The sequence below is a fragment of the Klebsiella sp. GN_Kp190 genome (assembly GCF_040061795.1).
GTDB classification, from domain to species: domain Bacteria; phylum Pseudomonadota; class Gammaproteobacteria; order Enterobacterales; family Enterobacteriaceae; genus Klebsiella; species Klebsiella michiganensis.
The window spans coordinates 17,258-39,050 of sequence record NZ_JBEAFN010000030.1 but is presented as its reverse complement, the minus strand read 5'-3'; the positions used below and the strand labels follow the sequence as shown (position 1 = coordinate 39,050).

The 21,793-nt window shown below is 61.5% G+C and carries 22 protein-coding genes and 1 other annotated feature; of the genes, 4 read left to right on the top strand and 18 right to left on the bottom strand.

Annotated features, from left to right (window positions below; translation table 11 throughout):
* Window positions 1–24: 24 nt before the first annotated feature.
* A complete protein-coding gene (gene hisG, locus ABLU67_RS18790) occupies window positions 25–924 on the bottom strand; it encodes an ATP phosphoribosyltransferase (protein WP_014230042.1) in 900 nt (299 codons plus the stop codon).
* A 47-nt stretch (window positions 925–971) separates the two neighbouring features.
* Window positions 972–1,094, bottom strand: a sequence feature (His leader region).
* The gene (gene hisL / locus ABLU67_RS18785; RefSeq protein WP_009654477.1) at window positions 1,070–1,120 is read right to left on the bottom strand and encodes a his operon leader peptide; all 51 of its coding nucleotides are present in this window, start codon (window positions 1,118–1,120) and stop codon (window positions 1,070–1,072) included. It overlaps the preceding feature by 25 nt.
* Window positions 1,121–1,295: 175 nt before the next feature.
* Here hisL and ABLU67_RS18780 point away from each other — a divergent pair, with 175 nt between their 5' ends.
* From ABLU67_RS18780 to ABLU67_RS18770, 3 genes are all read left to right on the top strand, one after another.
* Window positions 1,296–2,120: an SDR family oxidoreductase gene (locus ABLU67_RS18780; RefSeq protein WP_004852412.1), complete on the top strand. Its 825-nt coding sequence runs from the start codon at window positions 1,296–1,298 to the stop codon at window positions 2,118–2,120.
* Between the two features lie 38 nt (window positions 2,121–2,158).
* On the top strand, window positions 2,159–3,049 hold the full coding sequence (locus tag ABLU67_RS18775; RefSeq protein WP_185219995.1) for a LysR substrate-binding domain-containing protein: 891 nt from the start codon (window positions 2,159–2,161) through the stop codon (window positions 3,047–3,049).
* A gap of 287 nt (window positions 3,050–3,336) precedes the next feature.
* Window positions 3,337–4,695, top strand: coding sequence for an APC family permease (locus tag ABLU67_RS18770; RefSeq protein ID WP_004103635.1), 1,359 nt, complete (start codon window positions 3,337–3,339; stop codon window positions 4,693–4,695).
* Window positions 4,696–4,784: 89 nt separating this feature from the next.
* On the opposite strand, the gene ABLU67_RS18765 is transcribed toward ABLU67_RS18770, so the two are convergent.
* From ABLU67_RS18765 to nifL, 4 genes are all read right to left on the bottom strand, one after another.
* Entirely contained in the window at window positions 4,785–5,288 is a 504-nt protein-coding gene (locus tag ABLU67_RS18765) for a nitrogen fixation protein NifQ (protein ID WP_014230039.1), read from the bottom strand.
* Window positions 5,288–6,694: a nitrogenase cofactor biosynthesis protein NifB gene (gene nifB, locus ABLU67_RS18760; protein WP_014230038.1), complete on the bottom strand. Its 1,407-nt coding sequence runs from the start codon at window positions 6,692–6,694 to the stop codon at window positions 5,288–5,290. Before nifB ends, ABLU67_RS18765 begins: the two co-directional genes overlap by 1 nt.
* Before the next feature lie 164 nt (window positions 6,695–6,858).
* Window positions 6,859–8,433: a nif-specific transcriptional activator NifA gene (gene nifA / locus ABLU67_RS18755; protein ID WP_049104332.1), complete on the bottom strand. Its 1,575-nt coding sequence runs from the start codon at window positions 8,431–8,433 to the stop codon at window positions 6,859–6,861.
* Window positions 8,430–9,917, bottom strand: coding sequence for a nitrogen fixation negative regulator NifL (nifL, locus tag ABLU67_RS18750; RefSeq protein WP_014230036.1), 1,488 nt, complete (start codon window positions 9,915–9,917; stop codon window positions 8,430–8,432). Before nifL ends, nifA begins: the two co-directional genes overlap by 4 nt.
* Before the next feature lie 321 nt (window positions 9,918–10,238).
* On the opposite strand from nifL, the gene ABLU67_RS18745 reads away from it, so the two are divergent.
* On the top strand, window positions 10,239–10,769 hold the full coding sequence (locus tag ABLU67_RS18745) for a flavodoxin (RefSeq protein ID WP_025107735.1): 531 nt from the start codon (window positions 10,239–10,241) through the stop codon (window positions 10,767–10,769).
* Window positions 10,770–10,791: 22 nt separating this feature from the next.
* On the opposite strand, the gene nifM is transcribed toward ABLU67_RS18745, so the two are convergent.
* The 12 genes from nifM to nifK form a co-directional block, all read right to left on the bottom strand.
* Complete coding sequence (nifM, locus tag ABLU67_RS18740; protein WP_014230034.1) at window positions 10,792–11,592, bottom strand: nitrogen fixation protein NifM; 801 nt, start codon at window positions 11,590–11,592, stop codon at window positions 10,792–10,794.
* Entirely contained in the window at window positions 11,589–12,035 is a 447-nt protein-coding gene (locus tag ABLU67_RS18735) for a nitrogen fixation protein NifZ (RefSeq protein WP_032750499.1), read from the bottom strand. Before ABLU67_RS18735 ends, nifM begins: the two co-directional genes overlap by 4 nt.
* Window positions 12,032–12,292, bottom strand: a complete 261-nt coding sequence (locus ABLU67_RS18730; protein WP_014230032.1) for a nitrogenase-stabilizing/protective protein NifW — start codon at window positions 12,290–12,292, stop codon at window positions 12,032–12,034. The genes ABLU67_RS18735 and ABLU67_RS18730 overlap by 4 nt, the downstream gene beginning before the upstream one ends.
* Entirely contained in the window at window positions 12,292–13,434 is a 1,143-nt protein-coding gene (gene nifV, locus ABLU67_RS18725) for a homocitrate synthase (protein ID WP_048260856.1), read from the bottom strand. The genes ABLU67_RS18730 and nifV overlap by 1 nt, the downstream gene beginning before the upstream one ends.
* Before the next feature lie 14 nt (window positions 13,435–13,448).
* Window positions 13,449–14,651, bottom strand: coding sequence for a cysteine desulfurase NifS (gene nifS, locus ABLU67_RS18720; RefSeq protein WP_201993976.1), 1,203 nt, complete (start codon window positions 14,649–14,651; stop codon window positions 13,449–13,451).
* Between the two features lie 30 nt (window positions 14,652–14,681).
* On the bottom strand, window positions 14,682–15,506 hold the full coding sequence (gene nifU / locus ABLU67_RS18715; protein WP_014230029.1) for a Fe-S cluster assembly protein NifU: 825 nt from the start codon (window positions 15,504–15,506) through the stop codon (window positions 14,682–14,684).
* Window positions 15,507–15,700: 194 nt separating this feature from the next.
* On the bottom strand, window positions 15,701–16,171 hold the full coding sequence (locus ABLU67_RS18710; RefSeq protein ID WP_014230028.1) for a NifB/NifX family molybdenum-iron cluster-binding protein: 471 nt from the start codon (window positions 16,169–16,171) through the stop codon (window positions 15,701–15,703).
* Complete coding sequence (gene nifN, locus ABLU67_RS18705) at window positions 16,158–17,543, bottom strand: nitrogenase iron-molybdenum cofactor biosynthesis protein NifN (protein WP_201993978.1); 1,386 nt, start codon at window positions 17,541–17,543, stop codon at window positions 16,158–16,160. The genes ABLU67_RS18710 and nifN overlap by 14 nt, the downstream gene beginning before the upstream one ends.
* A gap of 10 nt (window positions 17,544–17,553) precedes the next feature.
* Complete coding sequence (gene nifE, locus ABLU67_RS18700) at window positions 17,554–18,927, bottom strand: nitrogenase iron-molybdenum cofactor biosynthesis protein NifE (protein ID WP_025107729.1); 1,374 nt, start codon at window positions 18,925–18,927, stop codon at window positions 17,554–17,556.
* Between the two features lie 321 nt (window positions 18,928–19,248).
* Window positions 19,249–19,911 carry a NifB/NifX family molybdenum-iron cluster-binding protein gene (locus tag ABLU67_RS18695; RefSeq protein ID WP_348852450.1) on the bottom strand — a complete coding sequence of 221 codons (663 nt, stop codon included), beginning with the start codon at window positions 19,909–19,911 and terminating at the stop codon, window positions 19,249–19,251.
* A 10-nt stretch (window positions 19,912–19,921) separates the two neighbouring features.
* Window positions 19,922–20,140, bottom strand: coding sequence for a putative nitrogen fixation protein NifT (gene nifT / locus ABLU67_RS18690; RefSeq protein WP_014230024.1), 219 nt, complete (start codon window positions 20,138–20,140; stop codon window positions 19,922–19,924).
* A gap of 39 nt (window positions 20,141–20,179) precedes the next feature.
* Complete coding sequence (gene nifK, locus ABLU67_RS18685) at window positions 20,180–21,742, bottom strand: nitrogenase molybdenum-iron protein subunit beta (protein ID WP_102803421.1); 1,563 nt, start codon at window positions 21,740–21,742, stop codon at window positions 20,180–20,182.
* Between the last annotated feature and the right edge of the window lie 51 nt (window positions 21,743–21,793).

The window sequence follows — 21,793 nt, the reverse complement described above, 5'->3', positions numbered from 1 at the left end:
TTATCCCGTGACCGACCCGCCGGTTTACTCCATCATCTTCTCAATCGGCAGGACCAGAATGGAGCTGGCGCCCAGCGCTTTCAGTTTTTCCATGGTTTCCCAGAACAGGGTTTCGCTGCTCACCATGTGCATCGCCACGCGCTGCTTGTCGCCGGCCAGCGGCAGAATGGTCGGGCGCTCGGCGCCGGGCAGCAGGGCGACCACTTCTTCCAGGCGCTCGGTCGGCGCGTGCATCATGATGTATTTTGATTCGCGGGCCTGAATCACCCCCTGAATACGGGTCAGCAGGCGGTCGATCAACTGCTGTTTGCTATCGGCCATCTCGCCGTCGCGCTGGATCAGGCAGGCTTTGGAGCGGAACATCACTTCCACTTCGCGCAGGCCGTTTGCTTCGAGAGTCGCGCCGGTTGATACCAGGTCGCAAATCGCGTCGGCCAGACCGGCGCGCGGGGCCACTTCAACCGAGCCGTTCAGCAGGCAGGATTTGAACGAGATGCCTTTCTGGTCAAGGTAGCGCTTCAGCAGGTGCGGGTAGGAGGTGGCGATGCGTTTGCCGTCCAGCGCTGCCGGGCCGTCCCAGGGTTCATCCGCCGGGGTCGCCAGCGACAGGCGGCAGCCGCCGAAGTCGAGACGGCGCAGGGTGAAGTAGCGCGGGTCTTCGCCCTGAGCGCGGCGGCTCAGCAGCTCTTCCTCCAGCACGTTTTCGCCGATAATCCCCAAATCGACCACGCCGTCCATGATAAGGCCCGGAATATCGTCATCACGCACGCGCAGAATATCGATGGGCATATTTTCCGCCAGCGCGATCAGGCGCTGGGTGTGCAGATTCACTTTGATGCCGCAGCGGCTGAGTAATTCGCGTGAATCTTCGCTTAAACGCCCTGATTTCTGAATAGCTATGCGTAAACGGCTGTTGTCTAACATTCTTATTTTCCTCTGTAACCCTGTCTGAATCTGTCCGAATTCGGTCCAAAAAAAAGCCCCCGGAAGTGAATCTTCCGGGGGCTCTCTTTGCGTTCATGCACCACTGGAAGATCCAAACGTCTTCCAGCACACATCGCCTGAAAGACTAGTCAGGATGATGGTGATGATGGTGGTTTTTAAATTGAACGCTGTTCATAAAATTCTCTGTGAATGACTATGCATTTGATGCCTTTTAACCTAAACCACTTCACTCGCATAAAGCAAGGGCTTTTTTCTATCATTAATTGATTTCATATTGACCTAAGAAATTGTCAGCTGCCGCCGGCTGGCGTAGCCTTAAGTCAGCACAGCGAAAATTCAGGAGCAAGGGGATGAAAAAGGTCGCAATTGTAGGTTTAGGATGGCTGGGTATGCCGCTTGCGCTGTCGTTGATGTCGCGGGGATGGCAGGTGACCGGCAGTAAGACCACGCAGGATGGCGTCGAGGCGGCGCGGATGTGCGGCATCGACGGCTATCCGCTGCGTCTGGAGCCGCAGCTGGTCTGCGACACCGAAGATCTGGATGCCTTAATGAACGTTGACGCGCTGGTCATTACCTTACCGGCGCGGCGAACCGGACCGGGAGAGGACTTTTATCTTCAGGCGGTACAGGAGATCGTCGATACCGCGCTGGCGCATCACGTGCCGCGCATCATATTCACCAGCTCAACGTCGGTTTACGGCAACGCCAGCGGCACGCTGAAAGAGAACTCGCCCCGCAACCCGCAAACCGCCAGCGGGCGGGTGCTGAAAGAGCTGGAGGACTGGCTGCATAACCTTCCCGGCACCTCGGTGGACATTCTGCGCCTCGCCGGTCTGGTGGGGCCGTCCCGTCATCCGGGGCGCTTTTTTGCCGGAAAATCCGCGCCGGACGGCCAGCACGGCGTCAATCTGGTGCATCTTCAGGATGTGATTGCCGCGATCGAACTGTTACTGCAGGCTCCGAAAGGCGGGCGCATCTATAATATATGTGCGCCTAAGCATCCCGCGCGCGGCGTCTTTTATCCGCAGATGGCCCGCGAGCTTGGGCTTCCCGTCCCCGTATTCTCTGATAACCCGGAGAACGGTAGCGGTAAGATCGTAGATGGCAGCCGTATTTGCAACGAACTGGGGTTTGAGTACCAGTACCCCGATCCGCTGGTCATGCCGATGGAGTAATGCGCCAGCGGTGAATCGCGTACCGTAAGGGGGTAGCGATGAAACCACTGCTGGATGTGCTCGTCATTCTTGATGCCCTCGACAAAGAGGGCAGTTTTGCCGCCGCCTCGGCGAAGCTCTATAAAACGCCGTCGGCGCTGAGCTACACCATTCATAAGCTGGAAAGCGAACTCAATATTCAACTGCTTGACCGCAGCGGCCACCGGGCGCGCTTTACCCGTACCGGGCAGATGCTGCTGGAAAAGGGGCGCGACGTGCTGCACACCGCCCGCGAACTGGAAAAGCAGGCCGTCAGGCTGCATCAGGGCTGGGAAAATGCGCTGATACTCAACGTCGATGCCACCTTTCCGTTCCCGCTGTTGGCTCCCGCGATCGCGGCGTTTTATCACCAGCATCACGCCACCCGCCTTGAATTTCGCCGCGATAACACGGGCGCAAACTGGCAGATGCTGATGGAAGGGCGGGCGGATCTTCTGCTCGGCGTGCTGGGCGACCCGCCGGCGCTCAGCGGCTGCGGCTCTGTTCTGCTGGGAGAGGTGGCGCAGGCGTTTGTTGTTGCGCCCCGGCATCCGCTTGCGCAGATTGCCGGCCCGCTGGGCTGGCGGACGTTGCGCCGTCATCGGGCGATTGTGGCCGACGGCGCGTGGCCGCAGATTGACGCTCAGGATAGCCTGGCGGTATTCGATCTTTCCGCCCGGCTGACGCTGCTGTGCGCCGGACTGGGATGGGGCTATTTGCCGCTATTTCAGGTACAGCCTTTCATCGCCCGCGGCGAGCTACAAATATTAAAAACGACGGTGCCTGAACCGGTCAATCGCGCGTGGATAGGCTGGAATGAAGATATTTGCGGGCAGGCGGGCGAGTGGTGGCGAAAGGAGATATTAGCAAATAGTGCTATCCATCAGGTCTATAATACTAAAATCGTATGAATATTAATCTGTTAGAGAATCGCCGTAATTATTAAGCCTTGTAACATCTTGTCATCGTGCCAGTAGTTGTTGCAAAATACGCGTCCTGAAAATCAGAAACTGGCCGACGCTTTTTTAAAGTGTCGGTTATTTTTTTGGTTGAAAGACACATCATTCAATACCAAGAGGCCGGGCTTCGTACCGGATAGATATTTACTAAAAACCGACAGTGGTTGTCGCTGAGGAATACAAAGAAATGGGGCAATTTTTTGCTTACGCGCTGGCGTTCACCGTAAAAGGGGATAACTATGTCGCATAACGCTACTCCAAAAACCTCTCGCGTGGAATTACGTAAAACGCTTACGTTGATTCCGGTTGTCATGATGGGCCTGGCCTATATGCAGCCGATGACGCTGTTCGATACGTTTGGTATCGTCTCTGGATTGACTGATGGTCACGTTGCGACGGCTTACGCCTTCGCGCTGATCGCCATTCTTTTCACGGCGCTGAGCTACGGTAAACTGGTTCGCCGTTTCCCTTCGGCGGGTTCCGCTTATACCTACGCGCAGAAATCCATTAGCCCGGCCGTTGGCTTTATGGTTGGCTGGTCATCGCTGCTGGACTACCTGTTCATGCCGATGATCAACATTCTGCTGGCGAAAATTTACTTTGAAGCGCTGGTGCCTTCTATTCCATCGTGGATCTTCGTTGTCGCGCTGGTGGCCTTTATGACCATCTCCAACCTGCGCAGCATCAAGACCGTGGCGAACTTCAACACCCTGATCGTTATCCTGCAGATGGGCATCGTGGCGGTGATTGTTGGCCTGATTATCTACGGCGTTATGCACGGCGAAGGCGCGGGCACGCTGACCAGCACCCGTCCGTTCTGGTCTGAAGGCGCGCACGTGGTGCCGATGATTACCGGCGCGACCATCCTGTGCTTCTCGTTCCTCGGCTTCGACGGTATCTCTTCGCTGTCTGAAGAGACCAAAGACGCAGAGCGCGTGATCCCGAAGGCTATCTTCCTGACCGCGCTGATTGGCGGCCTGATCTTTATCGGCGCTTCCTACTTCCTGCAGCTGTACTTCCCGGATATCTCGCGCTTTAAGGATCCGGACGCATCGCAGCCTGAAATCATGCTGTACGTGGCGGGCAAAACCTTCCAGTGGGGCGTGCTGATTTTCTCCAGCGTCACCGTACTGGCGTCCGGCATGGCCGCGCACGCGGGCGTTTCCCGTCTGATGTACGTGATGGGCCGCGACGGCGTGTTCCCGACGCGCTTCTTCGGCTACGTGCATCCGAAATGGCGGACTCCGGCGTGGAACGTGCTGCTGGTTGGCGCAATTGCGCTGCTGGCGATTAAATTCGACCTCGTCACGGCGACGGCGCTGATTAACTTCGGTGCGCTGGTGGCGTTCACCTTCGTTAACCTGTCGGTGATCTCCCAGTTCTGGATCCGTGAAAAGCGCAACAAAACGCTGAAAGACCACTTCAACTATCTGGTTCTGCCGGTGTGCGGCGCGCTGACCGTTGGCGCACTGTGGATCAATCTGGAAGAGAGCTCCATGGTTCTCGGCCTGATCTGGGGCGGTATTGGTCTGGTCTACCTGGCCTGCGTGACCAAAAGCTTCCGCAACCCGGTACCGCAGTACGAAGACGTTGCCTGATCGCGTTTGGTGATGTGAAAAGCCGGAGGGAGACCTCCGGCTTTTTTGTTTCTGGCGTTCCGCAGGCCGGGCAGGAGCTCGGGTAACCGCTACTCAAAGCAGGCGCTGCGCTCCCGGCACTCGTCGCAGCTTGGCGACCGGCAGATAACTTCCCCCTGCTGGAGCAAACAGCGCTGACGGTAAAAGAACTTTTTCCAGCGCATATTGTGTTCGTTCATCGCCACCAGCTGCGGAAAGCAGTCGATCATCAGCAGGCGCAGTTCGGCGCGCGACGCAAGGCCCAGATCCTGCCAGAGATGGTTAAACGCCAGCGAAACCTCGGCGATAATCTGCGCCATCGGCCCGGCCTCCTGCTGCATCCAGCCCGCTAGCCACGCGCCCAGCTGCTGGCGCTCCTCCTCGCGGGTAGCGTTGAGTTCGCTCATCAGGCGGCGGCGGGTTAGCGCCTCGCCGTCCAGCGGCGTCTCCGCCTCGCCCAGGCGTCGCCGCAGCGCCTGCCAGTCGCGCGGGCTAAGCCCCATGCGCAGCGGAAAGCTGCCTTTCCCCGCGTGGTACAGCAGCCATAAGCGCCGCAGCCAGTCGAGCGGCGGCATCAGGCGACCCCCTTATGCGGTAGCGCGGCAGGCCAGCTCCCCCGGCGCTGCTGCCACCACGCGGGCAGCACTTCGGAGACCGGCCGCCACGCACCGTCAACGCACGGTTCAATGCCTTCCTGTTCCAGCATTTGCCACGGCGTATGGCCGATACGCACGCAGAATACGGCTTTAACGTCCGCCAGCAGTTCGAGGATCGCCGCGAACCGGGCCGCGTTATCCTGCGGCTCGCACTCTTCGCGCCCCTGACAATATTTAGGCGTAAACCGTTCGTTGACCAGCACCATGCCGGCGGCCGAGAGGCTGTAGATAGAGAACCGGTCGGTGTGGCCAAAGTGGCAATCAATCACGTCCCCGCGGCTTGACGCCACGGCGACCAGGCAGGCGTCATCGGCTTCAGATTCGCCGCGGGTGGCAATGCTGGCGTGCAGCTGCGCGCGCTGGTGGAGGATTGGCAGCCAGGCCGGGAGGCTCTCCGGGGCCGGAAGCTGGGTAAACTGCTGGCTGCGATCTTCGCCAAGCATCCCGATGGCGTCGGCGCGGCACTGGTGGCAGTGGGTCATCTGCGGCATCACTTCTCCGCACCGGCTGCGGGTGGCGGCGAGCGTCTCTGCGTCCGGCTCCGGCTGGCCGTTGAGGCCAAACACCGTGCCGTGCTCCGGCCTGGCGATCAGCGGCATAATATTATGGATAAACGCGCCGCTGGCCCGCAGCGCGCGGCTCACGTCGGCCATGCCGCTATCGTTGATGCCGGGGATCAGCACCGAATTTATTTTCACCAGCACGCCCTGGGCGGTCAGCCTGCGCACGCCCTCCAGCTGACGAGCAATCAGAATCTCTCCCGCTTCGCGTCCGCTGTAGCGCTCGCCGTCCAGCCATAGCCAGGCGTAGATTTGCGCGGCAATCTCCGCGTCGAGGGTATTAATGGTGACCGTGACGTGGTCAACCCCGACGTCCAGCAGGCGGTCCACCGCGTCGGGCAGCATCAGCCCGTTGGTCGACAGGCATAACTTCAGGTCCGGCAGCTGTTCGCGGATCAGCTCCAGGGTACGGAAGGTGCGGGCGATATTGGCGAGCGGATCGCCGGGGCCGGCGATGCCGACCACCGAAAGCTGCGGGATCGCCTGTGCGACCTGACGCACTTTGACGACCGCCTGCTCAGGCGTGAGCAGCGTTGACGATACGCCGGGGCGGGACTCATTGCTGCAATCGAATTTGCGATTACAGTAATTGCACTGCAAATTGCAGGCGGGCGCGACGGGCAGATGCATCCGCGCGAAACGGTGATGCCCATTACGAGAGTAGCAGGGGTGCGCGGCAGCTTTATCGGCCACAAGCGGCGTCAGGGCGCTGTCATCCGCCGGGCGGCAGGCTGGGCCGCCAGAAAAAGAGGAGCAGGAAGTCATGGTCATACCTTCGTGGTTGGGCGATACCTTCCTGCTGCAAATGCTATACCAGAGGGATTTTTTACAACCCTATGAAAAATAAACGCTTTAACTGACGGCCGGCCAGGTAAAATTGTCGTAATTCCGCCGCGCTGGCGACAATGTCCTGAATCTCACATAACGCTTCACAGCCGCGGCATGGTGATATCCATGATCTGAATGCGATACGCCACCTGACGCGGCGTCATCCCGAGCAGCCGCGCCGCTTTGGCCTGCACCCAGCCCGCTTTCTCCAGGGCGGCGATCAGCCGCTGGCGCTCGTCGAGGCTGTTGTCGAGCCAGCCGTCTTCCGTCTGGCCGCCGTTGGGCAGCGCTTTCGGCGGGTTATCGCGATGGTTGAACAGAATCACGTCCCGGTCGATCAGGCCGCTTTCCGACATCACCGCCGAACGTTCGAGACAGTTTTCCAGTTCGCGGACGTTTCCCGGCCAGCTGTACTCCATCAGCAGGCGAATTGCCCCATCGCTGATGCGCAGCGTTCGCCCCTGGCTGTGGGCGATTTTACGTACCAGAAAATGCGCCAGTTCGGCGATATCCTCCTGGCGCTCGCGCAGCGGCGGCAGCGCGATAGGCATTACGTTCAGGCGGTAGTAAAGGTCTTCACGGAAATGCCCCAGCCGCACCTCCTCTTCCAGATGGCGGTTGGTCGCCGCGATGATGCGCACGTTGACGCGCAGGGTTTCATCGCCGCCGACGCGCTCCATCTCTCCTTCTTGCAGAATTCGCAGCAGCTTGGCCTGAAACGAGGCGCTGCTTTCACCGATTTCATCCAGGAATAGGGTGCCGCCGTCCGCCAGCTCAAAGCGGCCTTTCCGCTGGCGCACCGCGCCGGTGAACGCGCCTTTCTCATGGCCGAACAGCTCGCTCTCCAGCAGATTGTCCGGCAGCGCCGCGCAGTTAAATTTGACGAATGCGGCGGCGGCGCGCGGGGAATTATGATGAATGGCGTTGGCGATCAGCTCTTTCCCGGTGCCGCTCTCGCCGCGCACCAGCACCGTGGTATCCCAGCGGGAGACCTGACGGATAATGTCCATAATCTGCCGCATCGCCGGGCTTTTGCCGACCATATTCTCCAGGCCGAAACCGCGCGAAGGGGTACAGGCGCGCGGGCGCTCAACTCGGGAGCTCTGCTGCGGCGGCTGCGGGGCGGAGGTCGGCAGAATCATCAGGCGAATCGTCTGGGCCACCAGATTGGCGACGGTTTCGAGAAAGCGCGTGCAGGCGGGTAGCCGCTCTTCCTGACGCGCCATCGGCTGCGCCGCCAGTACGCCGATGGGCCGGGAATGAGGGCCCATCAGCGGAACGGCGATAAACGGCAGGTCGTAGTCGTACAGGCTCAGACGATCGAGAAACCGCTGGTCATCGGCGACGCGCGGCAGCACCAGCGACTGGCCCTGCGCCAGCACGGTACCGACCAGTCCTTCTCCCGGCCGGTAGCGAATTTGCGTACTGCCGGGCAGCGTCTGGTTTTCCGTTTGCTGCAGCGCTTCGATGCTCAGGATCTCCTGCTGGCTGTCGTACAGGCAAATCATCCCGTGCTGCATAAACGCATCGTTATGTAAAACGCTCAGCACCTCCTGCAGGGTTTTGCTCGCTTCGGTGGCGCGGCTCAGCACCACGCTTATCCGCTGCATGGCGGTAAACTGCTGGGAGAGATCGAAGCGCCTGACGGTGGTGTCCGAATCGGATTTATGGATCATTGCTCACCTCCGGTCAGGGTATCAAAGAGCGGGAATCGCAGAACGAGGCTGGTGCCTCCCTGGGGTCGAGAAGCCAGTTCAATCGCGCCGCGGTGGTAGGCGACCAGCGTTTGGATCAGCCGCAGCTCCATCCCTTTGCCGGGAGAGTTTAAGGCATCGGGTGAGTGGGCGTAGCGCACCTGCAGCAGCGGTACATTGTCGTTGAGATACAGCGAGAGCCAGCCCTCGTCCTCTTCGGCATAAAGCTCGATCTCCAGCGGTACGGAGGGCAGTTCAGCGGCGAGGGCCAGCGTCCGATCGAGCCATAAACTTAAGCAGGCCAGCATCTGGGTACGCTGGCCGAAGCCGACCAGATGCGGCGATGCCATGTCAACCCGCAGCCGCGCGCGGTCGTCAAAGCGGGTGCGGTAGAGGGCGTACAGGTCGTCAAAGAAGGGCTGAAGCGGCCAGACGGCGCTGCTTTCCAGCTCGAGAGAAGGGCGGCAGCGCTGCAGTCGCGCCATGGCCTCTTCGCCTTCGCGCCACGCCGCGTCCAGCGCCACGTTGCCGCTGCCTTCGCCGTTCAGCCGACGGGCCGCCGCCAGCATATTGATCGGGCAATTAAGCTGAATCAGCGCCGCGTCCAGCGACTCGCGAATGGCGGCCAGCAGCTTTCCGGCGGTCATCTGCTGCTTCAGACGGTCGAGACGGCCCTGCTCCTGCTGCTGGCGCTGCTGGGTGCAGTCGGCGATCACCACCAGCGTGCGCGCCGGGGCGCTGTCGACAAAATAGCGGCTGGCTTCTTCGCTTACGCCGGGCAGCGCCCAGCAGGTCACCGACAGCCAGCGGACCGCGCCGCGAACCACCACCGGCAGGATTTGCTCCGCGCCGGGCCCCATTTTGCGCGGTGAAATCTGGAGCTCGACCAGCAGCTCTTTTCCGCCGCAGTCCGCGCAGTACGTTTTGTAGGCGAGATTATCCATCACCACCCGATCCTGCTCATCCACCACGACCACGGCGGCGGGGATGTTGTTGAGCACCGCCTCCATCAGCGTCATATGATTGCGCAGCCGCTGTTCCAGGGTATAGCTGACGCTGATGTCCCGCTGCATCGCCAGATAATGCTCCAGCTCGCCCTGGGGATTCAGCACCGGCGTGATGTCGATATCCACCAGATACAGGCCGCCGTCGCGGCGCTGATTAATCAGCTGGCCGCGCCACGGCTGGCGCTGAAGCAGGGTTTGCCACATCTGCTGGTAGATTTCGCGCGGCGTCTGGCTGCTGGCCAGCAGGCGCGGGTTTTGATTGAGCAGTTGCGCCAGCGAATATCCGCTCTGGCGGCAAAACGCCGGGTTGGCGTAGATAATATTCGCCCGGGCGTCGGTGAGGGAAATGGCTACCGATGCCTGTTCGACCATCGTAAAAAATAGCCCCGGATGTTGTTGAGTCAGCGCACCGGCAATCGCCTCGGGTACGGCGTTATCGAGCATCATATTCAGGGTCATCGCAAACTCCTGTGTCGCAGTTATGACAATTTGTCCGACACCGTGACGAGAACGCCGCGGCGTTTGTCGAATCTCGATAACCATGCAAAGCGTGCGCCCTTATCGGCGAGATAAGCAGAAACATTGATCCGGTAGGGGAAAACCCAGCGCTTTTTTCATTTTAAGCGGCCCGCCGGCCCCGCTGCGGGCGGCGGGCGGGCGCGGAAGCGATCGTTTTGGGGCAGGGGTGAGCCGCGATAGTGCAAAGAAACCTGGCACAGCCTTCGCAATACCTCTGCGAGAACGCGTGTTTTCAATCCCCCTTTCCGACAGGAGCGCAATATGGCGAACATTGGTATTTTCTTTGGCACCGATACCGGTAAAACCCGCAAAATCGCGAAAATGATCCACAAACAGCTGGGCGAGCTGGCGGATGCCCCGGTCAACATTAACCGCACGACGCTGGACGACTTTATGGCCTATCCGGTGCTGCTGCTGGGCACGCCGACGCTCGGCGACGGCCAGCTGCCGGGGCTTGAGGCCGGATGCGAAGGCGAATCATGGAGCGAATTCATCAGCGGCCTCGACGACGCCAGCCTGAGCGGGAAAACCGTGGCTCTGTTCGGCCTCGGCGACCAGAAAGGCTACCCGGACAACTTCGTTAGCGGGATGCGTCCGCTGTACGACGCTCTGCGCGCGCGCGGCGCGCAGATAATCGGCAGCTGGCCAAATGAGGGCTATGAATTCAGCGCCTCTGCGGCACTGGAGGGCGAACGCTTTATTGGGCTGGTACTGGATCAGGATAACCAGTTCGACCAGACCGAAGCGCGTCTGGCGAGCTGGCTTGAGGAGATTAAACGCGCGGTGCTGTAGGCGTTAACGGGTAGCCGCGAGGCTACCCGCACAGGCCCGGCTGACGGGAGATCGTTTGTTCCAGCCACTGGCGCTGATGGCGCTGCTGGCTCTGCTGCCAAAGATAATCGCGCGCACTCTCCAGCGCCTGCTGCGGCTCCATGGGCGCGGCGGGACGAATTGCTTCACACCATAAAAGATGCCACCCCAGCTCGCTGGCGACGGGGAGGCTCAGGGCGTTTTCCGCCAGTGAAAACAGCGCGGTCTCGAGCTGGGGATAGAGCAGCCCGCGGCTAATCCAGCCCAGACGGCCCTCTTCCAGGGCGCTTGGGCAGTGGGAATGGCGGCGAGCCAGCGGAGCAAACGCGTCCCGGGAGGCGTTGATTTGCCGATACAGGCCGAGGATCCGCTGATGTACGGCTTCGCGGTCGCCATCGACCGTCAGCAGCAGGTGGCGGGTCAGACGCTGCTCCGGGCGCATAAACTGCGTCTGGTGGCGCAGATACCAGGCCTGTACCGTGGAGAGATCCGGCTGCGGTGCCTGGCGGGCGATATCGGTAAAGCCGACCTCCAGTCGGGCGTGATGCAGCACGATGGCTGCGCGCTCCGGCGGCGTAAATTCCCCCTCGTCGAGCCAGACGGCAAGGGAGGCGGCGATATTCTCCAGCAGCGCCGCCGGAATATCGCTTTCCGGGACCCGCGCGACGATCGCCTGCTCCATGCGGCACTGACGTTGCCAGGCCTGTTCAAAAGCCGGCGTATCGGCCGGCTCCAGGGCCGTGGGGTCGCTATTCCAGCGGCTGCGCGCCAGCCGCTGCCGGGCAAAACGTTGCCATGCGTTCATTCTTCTCTCTCCTCTATAAGGGTGATGGCCCGCGCCGGAACCCTGAACCAGCGGCCGCTAAAGTCCACGGTGTAGCTGTCGCCGGTCTCTCCGCGATCGGTCGCCTCGATGCGTCCCCGCTGGCCGGCGCTCACGACCACATCGCCGTTGACCGCAAGCGCCATCTGGCAGGTCACGCTATCCCCATATTGCAAGTTTCCGGCCAGCCACGGCTGGGTGATGGGGATCAGCTCCTGTTCGCGGCAGCCGATGATCCGATCGGTTTCCGGAAAGTGGATCTGGTAGATAATCTGATCCTGCAAAAAAACGCCCCAGTCGCGCACAAAGCCGGTGCTGCCGCGCCTGACCAGCAGCGCGCCGGGGGCGAAGCCCGCCACGGTGCCGTCGTTACGAATCGCGCGTACGACGCGGACCTCTTCGCTAAAGGTGAATTTTGGTCTCATGTTCCGCTCTCCTGAAACTGTTGCTGATAGCTCTCCGCGAGCAGTCGTCGCGCCAGCAGCCAGTGAGCGCGGGCGTTTTCCTCCAGCCGGTTTTGCAGCGGCACCTCGGCGCGCAGTTTGCGGTGAAAGGTTGCCAGCACCGGCAGGCAGCAGCGGCCAAGCAGCTCGGGCTGGTAGGGGACGGCGAAAAACTGGAAAAAGGATTCGGCGGAGCGAAGTTCGTCCACGCCGGGAATTTGATAAAACCACTCCATCATTACCCCCTCGCCCGCAGGGCGGATTCACCGCACAGCTCGTCGTAGATAGCCACCAGCTCATAATCTTTCGGGCTGCGCTTCCAGTTCTCGGCGAAGCGGCGGATGGCGGGCAGCAGCTGGTTAATTTGCGCGGCGTTAAGGTGATAGCCCATCTGGTCAAATACGCCGTTGACCGCCTGACGCCCGGAGTGTTTACCCAGCACCAGCCGGTAGCTGCGGCCCATCAGGGAAGGGGCGATCGACTGATAGCTCTCGCTGTCGCGCAGCAGCGCCGCCACGTGGACCCCTGATTCATGGGTAAACACCAGCTCGCCGACCAGCGGCTGCTGCGGGTCGATGGCGCGCTGGGCGGCTTCGGCGACCCTCTGACAGAGCGCGGGCAGCGCCGGAAAATGCACGCCGGTCTTCACGCCGAGGCAGCGCTCCAGGCCCAGCGCGACGGTTTCCAGCGCCGCGTTGCCCGCCCGCTCGCCGAGGCCGAGGATCGTCGTATTCACGCTGGTGGCCCCGGCGCTTACCGCCGCCAGCGTATTGGCGGTGGCCATACCCAGGTCGTTGTGGGCGTGCATTTCGATTTCCCCGGCCCAGACTTCGCGCAGGGCCGAGATTTGCGCCGCGGTGGAGAGGGGGTCGAGCAGGCCGACCGTATCGGCATAGCGCAGGCGGGCGGCGCCGCACTGCTGCGCGACCTCGGCGATAGCGCGCAGGGCCTGGCCCCCGGCGCGCGAGGCGTCCTCGCAGCCGATGCATACCTGCAGACCGAGCGTATGCGCAAGGCGGATAAACATCGCCAGCCGCTCCAGCAGCACCGTTAGCGGCTCGCGCAGTTTGTACTGCCGCAGCTTATCTGAAGCCGGAATCGAAATATCCACCCAGTCAACGCCCAGATCGGCGCTCTGGCGGATTTCCAGCGCGTTCATCCGGCACCAGGTCATCAGCGTCGCGTCGGGCAGCTGACGACGCACCAGCTGGATCCGCGCGATCTCCTCGTCCCCCATCGCCGGGGTGCCGACCTCCATCGCCGTAATCCCTGCGGCATAAAGCGCCTCGGCAATGGCGACCTTTTCGCTGGTGCGAAAGGCGACGCCGGGGCTCTGTTCGCCGTCGCGCAGGGTGGTATCGTTAATCAGCACGCGTCCCATCAGCCACCTCCGCCTTAGCCGTAAACCGGCGTGAAGACGGCGTCCGCCGGGCGCGGCTTGCCGTTGTGCCAGTAGGGCGACAGCGCGCGCAGCCGGTCGATAATCGGCGGCAGCGCGGTGACGACGTAATCGATCTCTTTCTCCCGGGTGTAGCGCGAGAGGGAAAAGCGGATGGTGCCGTGGGCGGCGGTATAGGGGATATTCATCGCCCGCATCACGTGGGAGGGTTCCAGCGAGCCTGACGTGCAGGCGCTGCCGCTGGAGGCGGCGATCCCGGCCTGGTTGAGCAGCAGCAGAATGGCCTCTCCCTCAATAAACTCAAAGGCCAGATTCGCCGTGCCGGGCACCCGCGGCTGGCTACCGCCCATCACCATGACCGACGGTACGCTGGCCAGCAGTCGATGCTCCAGCCTGTCGCGCAGCTGGCCGATATGCGCCATTCCCGGCAGATGAATATTCGCCAGCTCGCAGGCCGCGCCCATGCCGACGATTCCGCAGATATTTTCCGTCCCGGCGCGCCGACCGTACTCCTGATGACCGCCGCGCAGCAGCGGGCGAAAGCGCGTTCCCCGGCGCAGATAGAGGCAGCCTACGCCTTTTGGTCCGTGAAACTTATGCGCCGAGCAGGAGAGCATGTCGATGCGGGTCTCGCCCACGGCAATCGGTATTTTGCCCACTACCTGTACCGCATCGCAGTGAAACAGCGCCCCTTGTTCATGGGCCAGCTCCGCCATTTCGGCGATCGGGAAAAGCACCCCGGTTTCGTTATTCGCCCACATCACGCTGACCAGCGCGACGCGCGGGCTGAGCGCGGCGCGGAACTGCGCCATATCCAGCGCCCCCTCGCTATCCACCGCGATGCGATGAATCAGATAGCCCTGGCGCTCCAGGTGCTCGCAGGCCGCCAGCGTCGCCGGATGTTCGACCGCGCTGGTGATAATTTCGCGCCGCTCCGGCAGCAGGGCGATGGCCGAGGCGATGGCGGTGGCGGTAGCTTCGGTGGCGCAGGAGGTAAAGATGATCTCGCTGGGATACTCCGCGCCCAGCAGCGCCGCGGTCTGTTGATGCGCGCGCTCCAGAGCCGCCTGGGCCGGTAGGCCAAAATCGTGTATCGACGAGGGGTTGCCGTAAAAGTCGGTCAAAAAGGGCATCATCGCTTCCAGAACCATCGGGTCCAGACGGGTGGTGGCGTTGTTATCGAGATAAACCTGTTTCATCTTGTCCCCCTTGGGTCAGTTAACCGCGGCTCAGGCCGCCACCACTTCCATATAACAGCCGGTACGTTCCATCAGTTTTTGCTGCAGCCAGGCCAGGGTCATATCGGTCATCATGCAGCCGCTACAGCTGCCGGAGAGGCTGACGGTCACCTGGTGGTTGGCGACGCTGAGCAGCGACATATCGCCGCCGTCGGCCTGAATATGCGGGCGCAGTTCAGCGATGGTCTCGACGACGCTCTGCCAGTGCGGATCTTTGCCGCTGGCCGCGGCGGGCGGCGTCTGCGGCGGCTGCGCGAGGATCTCCGCCAGCGCCAGCTCGATTTTTTCGTGGCAGGCGGTGCAGCCGCCGCCCGCTTTGGTGTAGTTGATCACCTCTTCAAGGGTGGTCAGGCCGTTGTTCTGCACCGCGCGGCGAATGTGTCCTTCATCGACGCCGAAGCATTTGCAGATCAGCTTGCCCTCCTCATGCTCTTCCTCCAGGCTTTCGCCGCGAAAGTTGGCGATAGCCGCGCGCAGGGCCTCCTGGCCCATCACCGAGCAGTGCATTTTCTCCGGCGGTAGCCCGTCGAGATAATCGGCAATCTGCTGATTGGTTATCTGCCCGGCTTCGGCCAGGGTATGGCCGATAATCAGCTCCGTCAGCGCGGAGGAGGAGGCGATGGCGCTGCCGCAGCCGAAGGTCTGGAAGCCCGCTTCCTGGATAATTTCGCTTTGCGGGTCAACGCGCAGCATCAGGCGCAGCGCGTCGCCGCAGCTTAATGACCCCACATCGCCTACCGCGTTGGCGTTGTCCACCACGCGCGCGTTGCGGGGATTAAAAAAATGGTCTTTCACTTTCTCGGAGTAATTCCACATGCTGTCAGCTCCAGGGATGATGACGGAAAACGCCGGGGCGCGGTTCACCGCAGGAGTGCGGTGGCGTTAACGAACTAGCAAATGCGATACCAGAGAATAAAATTCAATATTTTCAATTTGTTATATTTTACCCTGACAAGACGCGCCCGACAGTGTCGGGATGTTTTGTGGGCTTTGTCACACAAACGACACGGCTAGCGGCGCGGGTCCGGTTCTTCATGCCACTCCTGTTCCTGCAGCAGACGGGTAAAGCGCTCCGGGTCGCGCTGGCGCGCATTTTTGCGCTGCCCTTTGTCGTACCAGTAAAGCTGGATCTCCTGCAGTAAGCCGACGATGGTGGTGTCGGCGGGAACGCGTTCGGCGCGGACGCCGACCTGCAACAGCTGACGAAAAACCGCGTCGCCAATCGCCACGCAGAACAGCGTGACGCAATCCTCAAGGGCGTGGATCCGCCTGGCGATCTTCTCCGTCTGGTGGCCGTTCTCAACGGAGAAATCAACCACCCGGATCAGGGTGACCCGATCCGCCTTGACGCCATATACCACCAGCCGCGGCGTGGCGCCAAAATGCTGATCGACATGACGATAGTCGGAACTGGCGAAGGCGACCTTCATAGACCACTCATCGGAGTGGACCATATCAAACTGACGGTTAATCGGCGGCATAGGCGCCTCCTGTGGAGAGTGAAGATTCGGTGTTCTGGCGAAGCGGCGATCGGTAGCGGGCGAGGTGGTGATGGCGCTCGCGCATCAGGTTTGCCAGCTCGAACAGCGTATCGCGCATTCCGCTGTACCCCTGACGCACCCGGCGGAATTCACCGAGCTTGTCAAAGATCGGAAAACCCGCGCGCACCAGCGGCAGCGCAAACTGCTCCGCCAGGTCGCAGGCGTGGGAGTTGGCCACCAACAGGTCGGCGGGTTGGGCGCACAGCAGCGTTTGCAGATCCTCCAGATCTCCCGGCACCACGCGTTCCACCGGCAGCTGGCGCAGGCTGGGATGGCCGGTAGGAGCCACCAGCGGGCCGGGCTGCATCCCCTGGCTGTTGGCGAAATCACACCACGCCGCCAGCAGATCGCCTTCCGCCGCTATCGCCATGCGCTGGCCCTGAAGCCACATATGACAGTCGATCATCGCATCCTGCAGCTGACCGCGCTGGCGCTCCAGCCACGGGGGAACGGCGCGTCCGGAAATTTTCGCTAGTTGATGAATAAAGGCGTCGCAGCGATCGAGGGTCATCAGGTGCGGCAGGGCGATAACCTCGCCCCGGCAGCGCGGGGCCAGCAGCGATGACGCGCGGTGGAGGGAGACGCCAATGGTGAAGCTGCACAGGCTTTGTCCCATCTGTTCTATCTGGCGCAGCGGCGTCCCGCCCTGGGTCAGCGGCGAGAAATCGCCTTGCGCCAGGTGCCCATCCATCGATTGCGCCAGGTCCGGCAGGATTATCGGCTGCAGACCAAAGGCTTCGACGCATCGGCGCAGCCACTCGATATCGCCCGGCGAGCAGAGGTGGCTGACCAGCAGGTTGACCCGGCGATTGCGCTGAGCCGGGCGCGGCGTCGGCGCAACCCACTGCTCAATGACGCTCTCGAGCACCGCGCTGAAGCCGTTTTCCATGGAACCATAAAAATCCGGCGTGTTAACGGTTAATATCGCCACGCCCTTGTGCCGGGGATACTCTTCGCGAAACTGGCGAACCACGCGGGAAATGTCGCTGCCCTGAGCCTCAGACAGCCCGGTGCTGAGCAGCACGATAGCCTGCGGCGCGTTGCGCTGGCAGAGGGTATCCAGGGCGGTGAAAATATTGCCGTCCGCGCCCATAATCGTCGAGGTGGGGTCCATCGCCGTCGACTGCAGGGGAACCGGGTCGTGGAAGTGTTGAATAAAAAAGACTTTGGCGAAGGCGCTGCATCCCTGCGCGCCGTGGACCAGAGGGATACTGTGTTCAATCCCGAGGCTGGCGAGGATTGCGCCGAGCGGCTGGCCGGTCTTGATCGGGCTGACCGCCAGCGGTTTATCGGTGCGGAAAATGTCTGCCATGGTGTACTCCTTAGTGCCACGGGGCGCGGGCATGGGTTTGCGGCCAGATAGGACTGTCGATGGTCTGACATAGCTGGCGGGCGAGGGTGACGATCCCCTTGTAGCCGGCGAAGGCGTGTTCGCGCTCCTGATTGATATCGAGAAACGGCAGCCTGGCTTTATAGGCGGTGTACATATTGCGTCCGCCGGCAATCATCAGGTCGGCCTGATAGCGATAGACCACATCCAGCAGCGTGCGGGCGTTGCCTTCTTCCAGCATTACCGCCTCTTCGCCCATCAGCTCGCGGATCCGCTGTTTATCCTCTTCTGTGGATTTACGCGTGCCGGTTGCCACCACGGTCATGCCCAAATCCTGAAGCGCCGAGACCACCGACCAGGATTTCACCCCGCCGGTATAGAGCAGCGCTTTGCGGCCGCGCAGCCGTTCGCGCCACGGTTGTAGCGCCAGTTCCGCCGCCTGTTCCTCCCGCGCAATCAGCGCTTCGGTGCGCTGGCTAAGGTCGTCATCGCCCAGCAGCGCCGCCAGCTGGCGCAGGGCGTCGGAGGTGGCGCGGATCCCGTAGAAGCTGCCTTCGAACCACGGCGTGCCGTAGCGCTGCTCCAGGGCTCTGGCGACGTTAATTAGCGCCCGCGAGCAGACCAGCATATTGGCCTGCGCCCGATGCATGGTCTGGATCTCGGCGAAACGGCCATCGCCGGAGAGGCTGCCGAGCACGCGGATCCCCAGCTCGTCGAGCAGCGGCTGAATATGCCAGAACTCGCCGGCAATATTGAATTCGCCAATCAGGCCAATATCGTGACGCTGCTCCGGGGCAAAGGGCGTGCTCTCCGGCCAGGGCGCGGGCTCGCGCTGACCGATTACCCGTTTCACCATGACCTCGCCGGCCAGCCGGTTACCGAGATTTTTACTGCCGTAAAAACCGGCCGCGTCAATGGCGATAACCGGTACGCCGGTGGCGGTCTGCGCGGCCTGGCATACCGCTTCCAGGTCATCGCCCTCCATGGCTGGTACGCAGGTGTTGTAGATAAAGACCGCCGCCGGATGATAACGGGTGACGATATGGCGCACGGCGTGAAACAGGCGACGTTCGCCGCGGCCCATAATCACGTCCTGTTCGTTGAGATCGGTGGTGAACCCGAGCCGATTCAGGGTGGGGCCGGAGCTGGCGCTGCCGCGGTTATCCCAGGAGCTTCCGGCGCAGCCGATGGGGCCATGGACCAGATGCGCCACGTCGGCAATGGGCAGCAGGGTTATCTGCGCGCCGTCGAACGCGCAGCCGCCGGCGGTGGCGCCGGGTTTGGGCGCGCTGCAGCCGGATTTTTGTTTATGGTTGTGTTCACAGGCCGGTTCATCCAGCAGCGCCAGAATTTCATTTCCCTTCATAGTGACCTCGTTGACGGTGGGGGATGAGGGGGAAGATGCAATTCGCGCTCCATAAGCGGCGCCTTGATATTTAAAGAAAAAGGGTTGTTGGCTTTGCGACAAAGCCAACAATCGGACAAGGGATGGCGGTAAGTAATGCTTTATGTCCTATCGCACTGGCATGGCTATTTGTTGCTGGAAGGCTGGCAGCGAGGGGGTTAGGCGCATCAAGAAGCCCGGAACAACCGTGAACGGAATATTCCCCTGACCGTAACGTGGGGAACGCGTCCATACGCAAAAAAAAGCCCGCGGGGTCAGCGGGCAACAAGCACAAAACAGGGATTAAAAAACGCGTTCTTCCAGAGGGTTATCCCGGTTAAGCCGCTTCGCCAGCCACGGCGGCAAACGGCCGGCCAGCAGCGTATTGATCGCCTCGCACTGGGCATGAATCGTCGTCCCGGGCTGCGCTTTCATCGGGTGGATCCGGTGGCGGATCAGCCGGGCGGCGGCGGGCCCGCCGATCTCCTGACAAAACAGCAGCTGGCAGTCTTCAATCAGCCGGGCGCGCACTTCGCTGGCTTCCTGCTGGGTGGGCGAGGAGGGATAGCGGCGCAGATCGTGCAGCCAGCCGCCTTGCTCATCGAACGCGTAGATAAAAAACAGCCGCCCCTGGCCGAAATGGCCGTTAATCATCAGGCCATCCTGGGAGCAAAACGCCGCCAGCAGCTGCGGCGTTCGCTGGGCAGGGCGAACGATGCGTAAATGGGCGGGCAGCGCGCCCTGCAGGCTCGCCATCACCCGCGACCAGCGAGCGGGGGACATCACCGCCGTCGCGGAGGGGAAGCTGGCGGCCAGCTGCGGCTGGGTCAGGGTCGCCAGCCGCGCCGGAGTCAGCGTCTCGCCGCACTCCTGCGCCAGCCAGTCGACAATTTGCGCCGGCTGCAGGTCCGGCAGGGACTGAAACAGCGCCAGCATGCGCCAGAAAAGGGTATCGTTGTCGGACATCTCCAGCTCCTTATATCAACGCGCCGCGCGTCGCGCGCAGGCTTATCGGAAAGGCGGGGCGCCCCGGCTGCGGATTGACGTAGTAGCGGCGTCCCCCTTCCAGCGAAATCGCGCCGCCCCAGCGTTCAGCGTCGTTATGCTCAATCTGCAGCACTCGCGCCTCCAGATCCTGTTTCGCGATATAGGCGTACAGGTCCGCGCCGCGTTCACGGAAAATCACGATGGGCATACTCCCTCCTGGCCCCGCATGACGCGGGGCGCCTGATGGTTAACGGACGAGATCGAAACTGTAATCGGTTTTGCCCAGCTGGCTGGTATCGCTATCCAGTTTCTCCAGTACGGCGTTCACCAGCGTCGTGACAATGTTCATCGCTCCTTCATAACCCCAGGTTGTCTGGCGGTGCAGATGGTGGCGGTCGAACAGCGGAAAGCCGAGGCGGATAAGCGGTACTTCAAAGGCTTTGCCCTTCGCCAGGGTATCGCGCTGGATAAACTTGCCGTAGGAGTTGCCGATCATAAAGTCCGGCTGACGGGTGAACATCAGCGAACGGAAGTGCCACAAATCGCAGTTGATAAACACTTCGCTGTCGCGCCCGTACGGCGAGGCATCGAGCATTTTCTTCATCGCTTTTTGCCAGCGTTTGTTGGCGTTATGGCTCAGGATCACCGTCGGCTCGCAGCCCAGCTCCAGCAGGAAGCGGGTGAGGCCCATCACGAAGTCCGGGTCGCCGTACAGGCCAAATTTCTTGCCGTGCAGCCAGGTGTGGGAATCGAGCATCATGTCAACCAGCCGGCCGCGCTCAAGGGTGAGGGCGTCGGCGATCGGCTTGCCGCTAAGCTGGCTGATGGTCATCAGCAGTTCATCGGTAGCGGCCAGCCCCAGCGGAATCGCGACCTCGGTGGCGGGCTGGTTCCACATCTCCTGCACCACTTTTTTGCTCTTCAGCAGCTGCCACGGCTGCAGAAGCAGCGTATCGATGGCGTCAGGGGCCTCTTTCATCTCCTGCTGCGTGGTGCCGCCGGAATACATCCGATAATGGCCGTCGGCGGGCGTGTCGAGAACTTCTGACGGATCGGAGAGCAGGCTGCACGGCACCGCCATCTGTTCCATCATCCGCTTTAATACGCGGAAGTTGCCGAGATAGGTTTCAAAGCCGGTCACCAGATTGAGCTTCTGCAGTTTGCCCGGCTGCCCCTGGTAGTCCGCGGTGAAGGTTTTGGCGAAGCCTTCAAACATGTTGTCCCAGCCGGTGACGTGGCTGCCGATAAAGCTTGGCGTATGGGCATGGGGCACGGCGATGCTGCTATCGACGAAGCCATCTTTTTTGGCGTTGGCGATAAACGCCTGCAGGTCATCGCCGATGACTTCCGCCATGCAGGTGGTGGAAACCGCGATGATCTCCGGCTTGTACAGCGCGCTGGCGTTCTGCAGACCCAGATTCATGTTGTTGTTGCCGCCGAAGACCGCCGCGTCCTCGGTCATCGAGTCGGAGACGCAGGCGATCGGCTCTTTGAAATGGCGGTTAAAATAGGTGCGAAAGTAGGCCACGCACCCCTGGGAGCCGTGGACGTACGGCAGGGTATTGGCAAATCCCAGCGAGCAAAGCACCGCGCCAAGCGGCTGGCAGGCTTTCGCCGGGTCAACGGTCAGCGCCTCGCGCTGGAAATTCAGCGCTTCATACTCGGCGGTGGTGGTCCAGGCAAAGACCTCCTGCACGCGTTGGGCATCGTGCGCTTCCTCCAGCTGCCGCTTATTGCGGAACAGCTCCTGGTATTCATCCTGTTCGAATAGCGGATAGCAGCTATTAATTTTATCAATCGTTTGGCTCATGGTGTTCTCCTCCCGCGCCACAAATCGGTGAACAGACGGGACAGTGAGTGG